The 12,823-nt window shown below is 57.0% G+C and carries 15 protein-coding genes; 7 read left to right on the top strand and 8 right to left on the bottom strand.

Translation table 11 applies throughout. The annotated features are described in order from the left end of the window. The first annotated feature begins 37 nt into the window (after positions 1-37). The 4 genes from trpS to BM347_RS11690 all read left to right on the top strand — a co-directional run bounded on the left by trpS (position 38) and on the right by BM347_RS11690 (position 2,696). Positions 38-1,060 carry a tryptophan--tRNA ligase gene (trpS, locus tag BM347_RS11700; RefSeq protein WP_093916678.1) on the top strand — a complete coding sequence of 341 codons (1,023 nt, stop codon included), beginning with the start codon at positions 38-40 and terminating at the stop codon, positions 1,058-1,060. Positions 1,061-1,176: 116 nt separating this feature from the next. Further along, on the top strand, positions 1,177-1,368 hold the full coding sequence (locus BM347_RS17595) for a hypothetical protein (RefSeq protein WP_175498553.1): 192 nt from the start codon (positions 1,177-1,179) through the stop codon (positions 1,366-1,368). Between the two features lie 30 nt (positions 1,369-1,398). Next, entirely contained in the window at positions 1,399-1,971 is a 573-nt protein-coding gene (locus BM347_RS11695; RefSeq protein WP_093916677.1) for a nitroreductase family protein, read from the top strand. Beyond that, positions 1,962-2,696: an EI24 domain-containing protein gene (locus tag BM347_RS11690; protein ID WP_093916676.1), complete on the top strand. Its 735-nt coding sequence runs from the start codon at positions 1,962-1,964 to the stop codon at positions 2,694-2,696. Before BM347_RS11695 ends, BM347_RS11690 begins: the two co-directional genes overlap by 10 nt. Here the strand turns inward: BM347_RS11690 and BM347_RS11685 are convergent. Both BM347_RS11685 and mce read right to left on the bottom strand, forming a co-directional pair. Continuing rightward, positions 2,629-2,922 carry a DUF1467 family protein gene (locus tag BM347_RS11685; RefSeq protein WP_093916675.1) on the bottom strand — a complete coding sequence of 98 codons (294 nt, stop codon included), beginning with the start codon at positions 2,920-2,922 and terminating at the stop codon, positions 2,629-2,631. The genes BM347_RS11690 and BM347_RS11685 overlap by 68 nt on opposite strands. Positions 2,923-2,924: 2 nt before the next feature. Next, the gene (gene mce / locus BM347_RS11680; protein WP_093916674.1) at positions 2,925-3,329 is read right to left on the bottom strand and encodes a methylmalonyl-CoA epimerase; all 405 of its coding nucleotides are present in this window, start codon (positions 3,327-3,329) and stop codon (positions 2,925-2,927) included. Positions 3,330-3,473: 144 nt separating this feature from the next. On the opposite strand from mce, the gene BM347_RS11675 reads away from it, so the two are divergent. Then, the gene (locus BM347_RS11675; RefSeq protein ID WP_093916673.1) at positions 3,474-4,193 is read left to right on the top strand and encodes a response regulator; all 720 of its coding nucleotides are present in this window, start codon (positions 3,474-3,476) and stop codon (positions 4,191-4,193) included. A gap of 11 nt (positions 4,194-4,204) precedes the next feature. Here BM347_RS11675 and BM347_RS11670 read toward each other — a convergent pair whose 3' ends face one another. Further along, positions 4,205-4,930, bottom strand: coding sequence for a GNAT family N-acetyltransferase (locus tag BM347_RS11670; RefSeq protein WP_093917040.1), 726 nt, complete (start codon positions 4,928-4,930; stop codon positions 4,205-4,207). Between the two features lie 135 nt (positions 4,931-5,065). Here BM347_RS11670 and BM347_RS17590 point away from each other — a divergent pair, with 135 nt between their 5' ends. Next, positions 5,066-5,260 (top strand): hypothetical protein, encoded by a 195-nt coding sequence (locus tag BM347_RS17590; protein ID WP_175498552.1) that lies wholly within the window; start codon positions 5,066-5,068, stop codon positions 5,258-5,260. 152 nt (positions 5,261-5,412) lie between these two features. Here BM347_RS17590 and aspS read toward each other — a convergent pair whose 3' ends face one another. The 4 genes from aspS to BM347_RS11650 form a co-directional block, all read right to left on the bottom strand. Continuing rightward, on the bottom strand, positions 5,413-7,263 hold the full coding sequence (aspS, locus tag BM347_RS11665) for an aspartate--tRNA ligase (protein ID WP_093916672.1): 1,851 nt from the start codon (positions 7,261-7,263) through the stop codon (positions 5,413-5,415). A 177-nt stretch (positions 7,264-7,440) separates the two neighbouring features. Then, positions 7,441-8,619, bottom strand: a complete 1,179-nt coding sequence (locus BM347_RS11660) for a type III PLP-dependent enzyme (RefSeq protein ID WP_093916671.1) — start codon at positions 8,617-8,619, stop codon at positions 7,441-7,443. A gap of 231 nt (positions 8,620-8,850) precedes the next feature. After that, a complete protein-coding gene (locus BM347_RS11655; RefSeq protein ID WP_093916670.1) occupies positions 8,851-9,951 on the bottom strand; it encodes an endonuclease/exonuclease/phosphatase family protein in 1,101 nt (366 codons plus the stop codon). A 137-nt stretch (positions 9,952-10,088) separates the two neighbouring features. After that, on the bottom strand, positions 10,089-10,853 hold the full coding sequence (locus tag BM347_RS11650; RefSeq protein WP_093916669.1) for a DUF1013 domain-containing protein: 765 nt from the start codon (positions 10,851-10,853) through the stop codon (positions 10,089-10,091). 129 nt (positions 10,854-10,982) lie between these two features. Here BM347_RS11650 and BM347_RS11645 point away from each other — a divergent pair, with 129 nt between their 5' ends. Continuing rightward, the gene (locus BM347_RS11645) at positions 10,983-11,627 is read left to right on the top strand and encodes a ribonuclease T2 family protein (RefSeq protein ID WP_093916668.1); all 645 of its coding nucleotides are present in this window, start codon (positions 10,983-10,985) and stop codon (positions 11,625-11,627) included. A gap of 128 nt (positions 11,628-11,755) precedes the next feature. On the opposite strand, the gene BM347_RS11640 is transcribed toward BM347_RS11645, so the two are convergent. Further along, positions 11,756-12,742 carry an NAD(P)H-quinone oxidoreductase gene (locus BM347_RS11640; RefSeq protein ID WP_093916667.1) on the bottom strand — a complete coding sequence of 329 codons (987 nt, stop codon included), beginning with the start codon at positions 12,740-12,742 and terminating at the stop codon, positions 11,756-11,758. Between the last annotated feature and the right edge of the window lie 81 nt (positions 12,743-12,823).

The following is a 12,823-nucleotide window of genomic DNA, read 5'->3' as shown; positions in this document are numbered from 1 at the left end:
ATCGTGCCGTCTTTTCCAGCTTTATCGGAGCGTTGCCATGACCGACACCCAATTTACCCCGCGCGTGTTCTCGGGCATCCAGCCGTCCGGTGGTCTGACGCTCGGCAATTATCTGGGCGCGATGAAGCGTTTTGTCGACATGCAGGACGAAGGGTCGTTTCAGACCGTCTATTGCATGGTGGACCTGCACGCGATCACCGCGAAATTCCAAGACCCCGCCACCTTGCGTCACAACACGCGCGAGCTGGCTGCGGGTTTTATCGCAGCAGGGATCGATCCGGCAAAATCCATTCTGATCAACCAATCCCAAGTGCCCGAACACGCGCAGCTTGCGTGGATCTTTAATTGCGTGGCCCGCATGGGTTGGATGGGGCGCATGACACAGTGGAAAGACAAGGCCGGCAAAAACGCCGAGGCCGCATCGCTGGGCCTGTTTGCTTACCCTGCGCTGATGGCAGCCGACATTCTGATTTACCACGCCACCCATGTGCCGGTGGGCGAAGACCAGAAACAGCATCTGGAACTGACCCGCGACATCGCCACCAAGTTCAACCATGACTACGGCGTTGATTTTTTCCCGTTGACCGAACCCGTGATCGAAGGGGCGGCGACCCGCGTCATGTCCTTGCGCGATGGATCCAAGAAAATGTCAAAATCTGACCCGTCCGATGCCAGCCGGATCAATCTGACCGACGACGCCGATGCAATCGCCAAGAAAATCCGCAAGGCCAAAACGGACCCTGATGCACTGCCCTCCGAGGTTGAAGGCCTCAAGGACCGGCCAGAGGCACGCAACCTTGTGAACATCTATGCCGCGTTGAACGATCAAACGGTTGAACAGGTACTGGCCGATGTGGGCGGGCAGCAGTTCGGCAGCTTTAAACCCCTGTTGGCCGAGCTGGCCGTGGCTAAGATGTCACCGATCAGCACCCGCATGGCCGAACTGATGGCCGACACCGCCGAGATTGACCGCATCCTTGCCCATGGCGCGACACAAGCGCGGGAAATCACCGCGCCGATCCTCAAGAAAACTTACGAGATCGTCGGGATGGTCGGCTAAACGTCTTAGCGTCGAGAAGCACAGATTTACGCGTGTCCTGATAGGGGCACGCGGGCAATCCGCTGGCTTGGCATCCCTATCGGGCACTCACGACCAGGTATATACTCACGAAAACTTTGCTCAGTACGCTGGTACTGACTGCCGAGGCTACCTATCTAGTTACCCATGTCCCGTTCTGTGGTCACGCCACCATTGCAGCCTATGCAGACCGTGATACCATCGCGCCAGATCCGCAAGCGGAGTATATTCATAACCGCCAGCCCAGCCCCAAATTTTACGCCGTCCTGTGCTATGCCCTTGATGCATAACGCAAGATTGAACCTATGTGAGAGACGCCCATGCCGACACCCAACCCAGAAGCGCTGCATTTTCTGCAAACCCGCCGGTCCCGCCCGGCCAAGACACTGACCACACCCGTACCCGACCGCGAGACCTTGCTACCCCTGCTAACCGCGGCTGCGCGCACCCCTGATCATGGTAAGCTTGAACCGTGGCGCTTTATCGTGATCGACAAGCCCGCGATGGGCCGCCTTGCAGATATCGCGCAGGCCCGCGGTGAGGCGCTAAACCTCGACCCTATGCAGGTTACAAAAGGCCGCAGCCAGTTTGATCAGGGCCACCTCGCCGTGGTCGTGGTTGAGGTGCAGAAACCGTCGCCCAAGGTGCCCCCGCTTGAACAGACCTATTCCGCCGGTGCCGTGTGCCTTGCCCTGACTAACGCGGCACTTGCTGCGGGTTGGGGCGCGAACTGGCTTAGCGGGTGGGTCAGCCACGACCGTGAGTTTATGGAACAGGGCTTTGGGTTGGCTGAAAACGAACGTATCGCCGGGATTATCCATATCGGTGCCGAAACCTCTGCCCCTCCAGAACGCCCACGTCCCGACGTTACTGCATTAACCACATGGCTATGACGCAGATATTTCAGGCGGTTGGCCTTGCCCTTGGCCAACTGACCGACCCGCGTTTTCGGGGGGTATTGGTCAAAGGCATTGGGCTGACACTGCTTTTGCTGATCGGCATCGCCGCAGCCTTTGTCTGGTTCGTCGGATGGCTGACAGGCGACATGACCTCGGTTCCGCTGTTGGGCGAGGTTACATGGCTGGATGATCTGTTCAGCTGGGGTGCCGGGTTGCTGCTGATGGGGCTGTCAGTCTTTTTGATGATCCCCGTCGCATCGGCAATCACGTCGATGTTTCTGGATGACGTGGCCGATGCCGTCGAGGCCGAGCATTACCCGCATCTACCCCCGGCACATCACGTACCGGTCGGAGAAGCCCTGCGCGATACGGTAAACTTCTTGGGCGTGCTGATCGGGGTGAACCTGATCGCGCTGATATTTTACATCCTCTTTGCCCCGCTTGCGCCGCTAATCTTTTGGGCCGTAAACGGGTTTTTGCTTGGTCGTGAATATTTCACGCTTGCCGCCATCCGGCGTGTCGGGCGGGTCGAGGCCAAAAAACTCAGACGCCGGCATATGGCTACGATCTGGGCCGCAGGGGTTTTGATGGCGATGCCGCTGTCCGTCCCCCTGCTGAACCTTGTTATCCCGATCTTAGGTGCTGCGACCTTTACCCATCTGTTCCACCGATTGGCGTCGGATCCCCATGCAACCAGTATTCAATATCCGCCACGGTGACGATCCCGGATAGGATGAACCAGACTGTGAATGTCCAGAGCACCAGCGTGATGCCCGTCGTCCACCACGCCTTTTTCTTGAGGTGGTGATGTTCAGGCGCGCCCGCGTGCGTGCCTTCCACAACGTCGCCCAAATCCCCTTGGGTCTTCACCCGAATGGGCAGCGCAATCATAAAGATCATGGACCAGATAACGGCAAACAGAACGAGGGCTGATGTGACACCCATGGTTACACCTGCTCCAGCTCGACCAAGGCACCGTTAAAGTCTTTGGGGTGCAGGAATATAACCGGTTTTCCATGGGCGCCGATCTTGGGTTCGCCATTGCCCAGAACGCGTGCGCCGGTTGCCTTGAGGTGGTCACGCGCCGCGATGATATCATCGACCTCGTAACAGATGTGATGAATCCCGCCAGCAGGGTTCTTTTCCAGAAATCCGTTGATCGGGCTGTCGTCACCCAGCGGATAGAGCAGTTCAATCTTGGTGTTTGGCAGCTCAATGAAGATCACAGTGACGCCATGATCAGGTTCGTCCTGCGCAGGACCGACATTGGCACCAAGCGCATTGCGGTACTGGTCTGCGGCGGCTTCCAAATCTGGTACAGCAATTGCTACGTGGTTGAGACGGCCGATCATCTTACTTCTCCTGCGTTCCTAAAGATTGACAGTTTATGGGCCGGGTTGGGTCCAAGAGCAATGCGTCACGTTAACGTCGTATTAGCCAAGCAACCCTAACCATAGTGCCATCAGGGTCGTGGGGACAGTTAGGAGAAATATGAAATGGATAAACTGGGCCTTCAGACCGACACTCTTCCTAGCCCGACGGCAGAACGACCCTTGTTGGGGCTGACAGTATTGGTCATCGAAGACAGCCGTTACGCGTGCGAGGCAATGCGTCTGCTTTGCCTGCGTTCCGGCGCGCGGATCAGACGGGCCGATTGCATGCGTGCCGCACGGCGCCATTTGCAAGTTTACCGCCCTTCGGTGGTGATTGCCGATCTGGGTCTGCCTGACGGCGACGGCATTGACCTGATCAAGGAACTGTCCCGCGCCCAGCAACGTGTTGATGCGATTCTGGCCATTTCCGGTGATACACATCTGGCCGCCGATGCGATTGCTGCAGGTGCAGACGGGTTCATCGAAAAGCCGTTGACCTCATTAGCCCAGTTTCAACAAATCGTTCTTTCAGTCCTGCCGCCGGACCGCCAGCCAAAGGGGGTGCGCGCCCTGGTCGATGAGACGGTCGAACCCGATGAAATCGCCTATCAGGACGACATGGCCCATATCGCTGATGTGCTGGACGAAAGCGGCGATTCAGTGGCGCTGGATTATGTCGCACAGTTTCTGGGCGGTGTGGCACGTAGTGCATCTGACACCCCGTTGGAAAAGGCTGCCCTTGCTCTGGCTGAAAAACGCGCATTGGGTCAACCGGCGGAAACCGAACGTGCCACCATTGCGGGGCTGGTCCAGAACCGCCTGTCGCAGCGCATCGCCATCTAAATCGGACAGCCTTAGATGGCCGGGTCGCTTGCCACGCGCACCAGTCGGGTCAGGTCCGACAGGCTTTCTCGTTGCTGGCCATCTGCGGTGAAATTGGCAGGTGCAAGCCATGTGCCAAAGGCCTCCTTCAGGCCGGGCCATTCCGTATCGATGGCCGCAAACCACGCCGTGTCCCGGTTGCGCCCTTTCACGACAGCCGCTTGGCGAAAAATGCCCTCGTAGCTAAAGCCCAAACGTTGCGCAGCCCGGCGCGATGGCATGTTCAGCACATTGCACTTCCATTCATAGCGCCGATACCCCGCCTCAAACGCCCATGCCATCATCAGATACATCGCCTCGGTCGCGGCACGCGTGCGTTGCAGTGCTGGGCTAAAGGTAATCGATCCCACCTCGATCGAGCCAGCATCAGGGGCAATGCGCAGATAACTTGCAACGCCTTCCCAACGCCCTGTTTCCAGATTCTTGATCGCATAAAAAAACGGGTCATCATGTGTCTCGGTTTCGCGTGCCCAGCGGTGAAACTGGGAGGCAGATGAAAACGGCCCATCATACATATAGTGCCACAACTGATCCTGCCCTTCGAACGCATTGAACAGGACAGCCGCATGGGTATGGGCGGTAAGTGGCTCCAATTTTACGTATTCTCCCACCATTCCTTTGCGTGGTGGCAAGGGCGGGCTGGTAAAATCCGGCACGGCAAAGCCGAGGGGCGCAGAGTTGGGCACATTATCATTCATAAGCGTCACGTTAGGACCAACCGATCCCAAGGCCAAGCCTGTAAAATTCGCACGTCTTGTCAGGCCCGGCCCTTACTCTAACCAAAGTTTGGACACAAAGCCCTCGCAGCATTGGACGTGCTTAACCCGCTTGGTATGAAAGGAGCCCCACAAATGCTGATCAAGGTCAAAGCGGCATGCCGCCTGTACCTCGAAGAAACCCGCACGGACTGGGTTGTTTTGACCGCTGATATAATTGGGGTGGTCATTGTCGGACTGGCATTCATCCAAGCCCGCATCGGCGGCGATACATCTGATAGCGCCGTTCAGATGGCAAGTGCATTGTTCTAGATCATCCTTCGCACTTTGCGCTCAGCCTCGTGATCATGTCGGATTTCGCGTCTGCGCGGGGAAGGCGAACCGCCAATAGGCACCCGATAACCGCACAAAAAAACCGCCACCGGAAATCCAGTGGCGGGTCTTTTCAGGTCTATGTTGCTTGCTTAGTCTTGCGGGATCACCCGTAGGCCAAGCTCCATCAATTGATCGGGCATCGGGTCGTTTGGCGCGTTCATCATCAGGTCTTCTGCGCGCTGGTTCATCGGGAACAGGATCACCTCGCGAATGTTGGCCTCTTCGGCCAGCAGCATCACGATGCGGTCGATCCCAGCCGCGCAGCCACCGTGGGGCGGGGCACCATATTGGAATGCATTGACCATACCGCCGAACCGCTTTTCGACTTCGTCCTTGCCGTAGCCTGCGATCTCGAACGCCTTGAACATGATCTCTGGCTTGTGGTTCCGGATCGCGCCGGACACCAGTTCATAGCCGTTACAGGCCAAGTCGTACTGATAGCCAAGCACTTCGAGCGGGTCGCCCATCAGCGCATCCATGCCACCTTGGGGCATCGAGAACGGGTTGTGTTCAAAGTCGATCTTGCCGGATTCTTCGTCTTTTTCGTAGATCGGGAAATCGACGATCCATGCAAAGGCAAAGCGGTTTTCATCCGTCAGGCCCAGTTCAGAGCCGATCACATTGCGCGCGCGCCCTGCGACACCTTCAAACGCCTTGGGCTTGCCACCAAGGAAGAACGCCGCATCACCGACCGACAGGCCAAGCTGCTGGCGGATTGCTTCGGTACGCTCTGGGCCGATGTTTTTGGCCAGCGGGCCTGCCGCTTCCATGCCGCCTTCGACCTCGCCGGATTTCAGCTTGGCTTGGGCTTCTTTCACTGGAATACCCAGCTCTTGCGCAACGCTGTCAGCGGTTTTCTCACGCCAGAAGATGTAGCCCATGCCGGGCAGCCCTTCTTTTTGCGCGAAGGCGTTCATGCGGTCACAGAACTTGCGCGAGCCACCTGTCGGGGCCGGAATTGCGCGAATTTGCGTGCCTTCCTGCTCTAGCAGCTTGGCGAAAATCGCAAAGCCTGATCCGGCGAAGTGTTCGGATACCACTTGCATCTTGATCGGGTTGCGCAGGTCGGGCTTGTCCGATCCATACCACAGCGCTGCGTCCTTATAGGAAATCTGCGGCCACTCCTGATCAACGGATTTACCGCCGCCGAACTCTTCGAAAATACCAGTCAACACGGGCTGGATCGTGTCGAACACGTCTTGTTGCTCGACGAACGACATCTCAAGGTCGAGCTGATAGAAATCTGTGGGCGACCGGTCGGCGCGCGGGTCTTCGTCGCGGAAACACGGCGCGATCTGGAAGTATTTGTCAAAGCCGGACACCATCAACAGCTGTTTGAACTGCTGCGGCGCTTGGGGCAGCGCGTAGAATTTGCCGGGGTGCAAACGCGACGGCACAAGGAAATCGCGCGCGCCTTCGGGGGACGATGCGGTGATGATCGGCGTCTGGAATTCTTTGAACTCGCGGTCCCACATGCGGCGGCGGATCGAGGAAACCACATCAGACCGCAGAACCATATTTTCCTGCATCTTTTCGCGACGCAGATCGAGGTAACGATAGCGCAGGCGTGTTTCTTCGGGGTATTCCTGATCACCAAAGACCTGCAAGGGCAGTTCTTTCGACGCGCCCAAAACTTCGATCTCGCGCACGAAAACTTCGATCTCGCCGGTGGGGATTTTGGAGTTCACCAGATCATCGGCACGCGCTTTGACTTCGCCATCGATGCGAATGCACCATTCGGAGCGTACTTTTTCCACGTCGGCAAAGGCCGCAGAATCAGGGTCGCACAACACTTGGGTCATGCCGTAATGGTCACGCAAATCGATAAACAGGATGCCGCCGTGATCGCGCACGCGGTGTACCCAACCTGACAGGCGCACCTTGTCGCCTACGTTTGATTTGTCCAGATCGGCGCATGTATGGCTGCGATATGCGTGCATGGCGGGTCCCTTCCTAGGGCTGAAATTGTTCGTGGCAGGTACACCTTTTGGGGCCGGGGAAGTCAAGACTTTGCAGTAAAATAACGCCATTCTTGCAGCTATCGGCCCGCCAGAAATAATGAGACCGCCTGCTCCTCCCAAAGCAGGCGGTCCTTCCCGCGCGACGTTTTGTGTTCTTTACAGAACCAACACATCAAGCGGCGGAAATCCATTAAAGCCGACCGAGCTGTACGAGCTGGTATAGGCACCACAATTCTTGATCATGATTTTGTCACCATCGCGAAGTTCAAGCGGCAAATCAACAGGGTTCTTTTCATATAGAATATCTGCAGAATCGCAAGACGGCCCCGCCAGCACGCAAGGACCCACAGCGCCGCCATCGTGCGCTGTGACAAATTCATAGCGGATAGCCTCGCCTTCGGTTTCGGCCAAACCGGAAAAACGGCCGATGTCCAGATACACCCAACGGCGCAATGCCTGGGTCGATTTGCGCGACACCAGCATGACTTCGGCGGCGATATGACCCGCCTCGGCAACCATGCCGCGCCCCGGTTCGGCCATTACATATGGGACGTCGTCAAAGCGTTCTTTGACAGCCGTCATAACGGCGGCTGCATAACCACGGGGCGCGTCAACCGGATCACCATGATAGGCCGGGAAACCACCGCCGATGTTCAGCAGTTGCAGGTCGTGACCGGCGGCCTTGGCTGCGTGCCACAGCGGCGCGACCTGATCCAGAACCGGGTTCCAGTATTCTGCCTTGCGGGTTTGCGACCCCACGTGAAACGACAGGCCATAAGGCACCAACCCCACGGACTTGGCATAATCAAGCAGGGACGGCAGCAACGTGTCAGCGCAGCCAAACTTGCGGGTTAGCGGCCAGTCAGCCAGTGAGTTTTCAACGATCAAGCGGAGATAAACCCGTGCGCCGGGGGCATGGGTTGCGATTTTGTCTAGTTCAGCCTCGCAATCGGCAGCAAAAAGCGTTACGCCGATGGAGTGGGCAAATGCGATATCAACGCCGCGTTTGATGGTATTCCCGAACGAGATTTTGGCAGGATCCGCCCCTTGGGATAGACACAGTTCGATTTCCTGACGCGATGCTGCATCAAAGCCCGAGCCCCGTTCAACCAAAAGGCGGATGATTTCCGGCGCGGGGTTCGCTTTGACGGCATAGTGGATGTTCGCCGTACCAAGACCCGCGTTTAGGGCATCATATTGTTCGCCAACGCGCGCACGGCTGACCACAAGGGTCGGTTTGTCAAAGCTGTTGTTCCAGATGTAATCGGCGGCTTCGTCAAAGTTGGACGGTGCGGACACGGATAGGGCGGCAGTGGTGGAAGCGGTCATGGTCATCTCCAAAGAGCAAGGCGGGGCGGGAGCACCCCAAACTGTCGTTTTAAGAGACGTTACCGTCGCTGCATAAACGCGGGAAAATCAGAACAATCTGACCAGCCAGCTGCGCGTGCGTTGGCGTCTGTGAACGCGCATCTAGCGTGTTTTAAGATTCGTGCAAGACCCAAATTATCACCGGCGAATATTCATTACTCCACGCGGTCGTGCGGTCACATTCTCTTGGTGTTCGGCTTAATCGTTTTCCCAATCCGTGCCGATCGCCTCTCTGTCTTTTTGACGTTCTTCTTCTACGATCTCTTTAACCTCTTCCCGTTCGTCGGCGTCACTTGGCTCCGGCGTTGAGTTCGCCTTTTTGCTGCCGGTCAAAGCGAGCGAGAATAAAATCGGAAAGTGGTCAGACCCGATGTGGCGCAACCGATCCATGCGGATCAGACGAAATTCGGGGCTGTGGAACAGATGGTCCAGCGGCCAGCGCAGCAGCGGAATACCTGCATGAAATGTGTTGTAAAATCCCCGACCGACACGCGGATCCAGCAGACCGGACAGCCGTTGAAACCGGCGCGTTGGCGCGGACCATGCCACGTCGTTCAAATCGCCCGTAACGACAACAGGCAGGTCGTCTTTGCCCGCCTCGATCCCCATCATCGCGATCTCACCATCGCGCCCTTTGGTATCGTGGTTGGGCACGGGTGGTTCGGGGTGAATGATATACAGCCGCCAGTTCTGGCCCGATTTGGTCTGCACCCGCGTGCGGATAGACGGCACATCGTCCACCAACAGCTCGCGCACCTGCGTCTGAGATAGCGGCAGGTTAGACATCAAAACAACGCCGTAAGAGTTGCTTTTAGGGACTTTGACCCAATGCGCGTAGTCGTCCTTTAACGCGTCATAAAGCGCATCCACCCAAGCCTCATCGACTTCAAGTGCGGTGGCAATGTCTGGTTGTTCTTCTTTGATTAGATCAACGAGCCGCTGATAATCACGGTTTGATTGCTTCACATTAGCGGCAATCAGCGTGACATGCGTGTCTTTGTCCGCCAGCTCGGCTTGCGTTGCGCCTACCGATTGCTTGGTCCAGATCGGTGTGAATTTCGCAATATATCCAACATGGATGGCCGCCGCGATGCCCAGCGCGCAAATCGCCCAAACCCTTGGCTGCGGGTCAAGAACGAAAAACGACAGCAATATCATCGTCAGGCTCAGGACAAAAAACTGCTCTCGGGGGAAGGCAATGCCGCGCACGGCACCATGGGCTATTTTGCTAAAGGGCAGGATGCTTGACAGAAACAGGAAAGCGGCACCAAACCAGAACAACATTTTCAACAAAAGCATCTGACTTGGTCCTTTTCTGACCTATCGAAACATCATTGGGCGGAGGGGATAACCCCACCGCCCATTACCCAACATTCCTTTGGTCACTTTTGTTCCACTTTGTCGTGATGACAGCAAAGTGGTTGATGTCTGTCGACTTACTTGCTGTCGTCTTCGGCGCTGTCGTCAGCACCACCTTCTGGCAATTTAAAGAAGCTGTCGGCGTCGGAGTAATCGCCGCTGTCGGTCTCGTCTTCCTCTGCAGGGTTGCCGGACAAGGTGAACGTCTCAAGGCCCTCGATGGCAGATGGGATCTTGGATTCCGGGTCCATGCCAAGCGATTGTTCCGTGCTCACAAGACGGCGACGCTCGTCGTCGCTCATCAACCCGCCTTCGGCCGCTTTCTTGGCAGCGGCTTTTTGAACAGCAGCGTCAAGCTCGGACTGTTTACACAGGCCAAGCGCCACAGGGTCAATCGGTTGAATATTTGCGATGTTCCAATGCGTCCTCTCGCGGATGGCCTGGATTGTCGGCTTGGTTGTACCGACCAATTTACTGATTTGGCCATCAGACAATTCCGGGTGGAACTTGACCAGCCAGTAAATCGACGCGGGCCGATCCTGACGCTTGGACAATGGCGTATAGCGTGGGCCGCGACGCTTCTCTTCGCCCTGGGCGGCCGCGTTGTATTTTAGCGCAAGCTTGTGCAGCGGGTTGGCTTGGGCTTTCTCGATTTCTTCCTCGGTCAGCTGGTTGTTGGCAACCGGATCAAACCCCTTGACCCCTTGGGCCACATCGCCATCAGCAATGCCTTGAACTTCCAGCTCGTGCATCTCAACGAAATCCGCAATCTGCTTAAAGCTAAGGGTCGTGTTGTCCACCAGCCAAACGGCAGTCGCGCGGGCCATAATTGGTTTTGCCATGTCGGTCTCTCCTTAAAACACACCTTCCCCGTCGCCTGAAATTGGCTGTCCTGCCGGGGCAGAACGGTTTCCATTGTGGGGGAACTTACAGCTTATATAATGATCCAAGCTGAATAAGGAAAGACCCCAATGCGTTTGCTGATCCTGTGCCTTGCAACACTTCTTACGCTTGTCCCCCGCGATGGGATGGCAAAAGGGGAAATAGCAGGGCAGTTCGACTATTACGTGCTCGCGCTCAGCTGGTCACCAAACTGGTGTGCGCTAGAAGGCGATGCACGCCGCTCCCCCCAATGCGATAGCCGCGAAGATCATGGATGGATCATGCACGGGCTGTGGCCGCAATTTCATCGCGGTTACCCGTCATATTGCCACACAGTACAGCGCCCCCCGTCGCGCAGCATGACCGCCGAAATGGCCGATGTTATGGGCACCCCCGGCCTTGCATGGCATCAGTGGAAAAAACACGGTAGCTGTACGGGCCTGTCGGCGACCGATTACTACGCTACGTCGCGCGCAGCGTATGAAGTTATCGAACGTCCCGCCGTGTTTAGAAAGCTCACCAATGATATCACCCTGCCCGCGTCAGTGGTTGAGGCCGCGTTTCTAAAAGCTAATCCAGCACTGTCGGCGAACGGCGTTACGGTGACCTGCAAAAGCCGCTACATCCAAGAAGTCCGGATATGTCTGTCCAAGACACTGGCCCCGGTACCCTGCGGGCGTGACGTGATCAAAGACTGCACGCTAGATGACGCGTTATTCACGCCAATCAGGTAAACACTATCGCTCTGCGAGCGATTGCCTCCGGCGGGGATATTGAAAAAGCCAGAGAAGGGCAGGACCGCTTGTCTTCTCTGGCTCTTAAATATCCCCGCCGGAGGCAGCGGCGCGTAAGCGGCGCTTACTTACCCGTTCACCTTCAGAACAATTTTGCCGATATGCCCGCTGGTTTCCATCCGCGCATGGGCATCGCTAGCCTGTTCGAACGCATATTCGCTGTCCATCACGGGCGAGATTTTGCCTGCGTCCAACAGCGGCCAGACATGTTCGCGCAGCTGGTCAGCGATCCGAGCTTTGGCAAGGTCGCTTTGCGGGCGCAGGGTGCTGCCTGTCATGGTCAAGCGGCGGGTCATAAGGGTAGCAAAGTTCACCTCGACCTTGGGACCGCTGAGAAATGCGATCTGAACCAAGCGGCCATCTTCGGCGAGCGCTTGCAAATTGCGCGGGATGTAATCACCACCCACCATATCAAGGATCAGGTCGGCACCGCCTTCGGCTTTCAACACGTCCACGAAATCAGTGTCACGATAGTTAATCGCAGCCTCGGCCCCCAGTTTTGCACAGGCGTCGCATTTACTGTCGGTTCCGGCTGTCGCAAACACACGCGCGCCGAATTCACGGGCCAACTGGATGGCCGTTGTGCCGATACCGGAGGACCCACCGTGTACCAAGAACCGTTCGCCCGCCTTGAGCCCACCGCGCATGAAGACGTTGGACCAGACGGTAAAGAAGGTCTCGGGCAGGCAGGCGGCTTCTTTCATGCTCATGCCTTTGGGCACCGGCAGGCAATGCGCCGCAGGCGTGGCCACATATTCCCCATAGCCACCGCCGGGCAGCAAGGCACAGACTTTATCACCGACTGACAGGCCTGAAACACCTTCGCCGATCGCGGAAATCTCGCCCGAGGCCTCAAGCCCAGGCAGGTCGCTGGCTGTTGGGGGTGGGGCGTACATGCCTGCGCGTTGCAGCGCGTCGGGGCGGTTCACACCGGCATAGGCGACCTTGATCACGACCTGGCCATGGGCGGGCTGAGGGATTGGACGTTCGACCGGTTGCAGAACTTCGGGTCCGCCGGGTTTGGTGATTTCAATTGCGCGCATGGTCTCTGACATGATGTGGTGCCTCCTCTGGGGTCTGTGTTGCGCATAACATAAGCCAACAGGTGGGGACGTACAGTGCGAACTGATGCTTGT

Origin of the sequence: Sulfitobacter marinus (genome assembly GCF_900116285.1) — a bacterium.
GTDB classification, from domain to species: Bacteria; Pseudomonadota; Alphaproteobacteria; order Rhodobacterales; family Rhodobacteraceae; genus Sulfitobacter; species Sulfitobacter marinus.
The sequence above is the reverse complement of the archived record's forward strand: the minus strand, read 5'-3'. Positions and strand labels throughout refer to the sequence as shown.

Bases quoted from the DNA above. Each gene is read 5' to 3' on its own strand.
- aspS (WP_093916672.1), bottom strand. From the start codon at position 7,263: ATGCACGCATATCGCAGCCATACATGCGCCGATCTGGACAAATCAAAC.
- BM347_RS11690 (WP_093916676.1), top strand. From the start codon at position 1,962: ATGGCTATGACGCAGATATTTCAGGCGGTTGGCCTTGCCCTTGGCCAA.
- BM347_RS11670 (WP_093917040.1), bottom strand. From the start codon at position 4,930: ATGAATGATAATGTGCCCAACTCTGCGCCCCTCGGCTTTGCCGTGCCG.
- BM347_RS11650 (WP_093916669.1), bottom strand. From the start codon at position 10,853: ATGGCAAAACCAATTATGGCCCGCGCGACTGCCGTTTGGCTGGTGGAC.
- trpS (WP_093916678.1), top strand. From the start codon at position 38: ATGACCGACACCCAATTTACCCCGCGCGTGTTCTCGGGCATCCAGCCG.
- BM347_RS11645 (WP_093916668.1), top strand. From the start codon at position 10,983: ATGCGTTTGCTGATCCTGTGCCTTGCAACACTTCTTACGCTTGTCCCC.
- BM347_RS17590 (WP_175498552.1), top strand. From the start codon at position 5,066: ATGAAAGGAGCCCCACAAATGCTGATCAAGGTCAAAGCGGCATGCCGC.
- BM347_RS11660 (WP_093916671.1), bottom strand. From the start codon at position 8,619: ATGACCATGACCGCTTCCACCACTGCCGCCCTATCCGTGTCCGCACCG.
- BM347_RS11685 (WP_093916675.1), bottom strand. From the start codon at position 2,922: ATGGGTGTCACATCAGCCCTCGTTCTGTTTGCCGTTATCTGGTCCATG.
- BM347_RS11655 (WP_093916670.1), bottom strand. From the start codon at position 9,951: ATGCTTTTGTTGAAAATGTTGTTCTGGTTTGGTGCCGCTTTCCTGTTT.
- BM347_RS11695 (WP_093916677.1), top strand. From the start codon at position 1,399: ATGCCGACACCCAACCCAGAAGCGCTGCATTTTCTGCAAACCCGCCGG.
- BM347_RS11640 (WP_093916667.1), bottom strand. From the start codon at position 12,742: ATGTCAGAGACCATGCGCGCAATTGAAATCACCAAACCCGGCGGACCC.
- mce (WP_093916674.1), bottom strand. From the start codon at position 3,329: ATGATCGGCCGTCTCAACCACGTAGCAATTGCTGTACCAGATTTGGAA.
- BM347_RS11675 (WP_093916673.1), top strand. From the start codon at position 3,474: ATGGATAAACTGGGCCTTCAGACCGACACTCTTCCTAGCCCGACGGCA.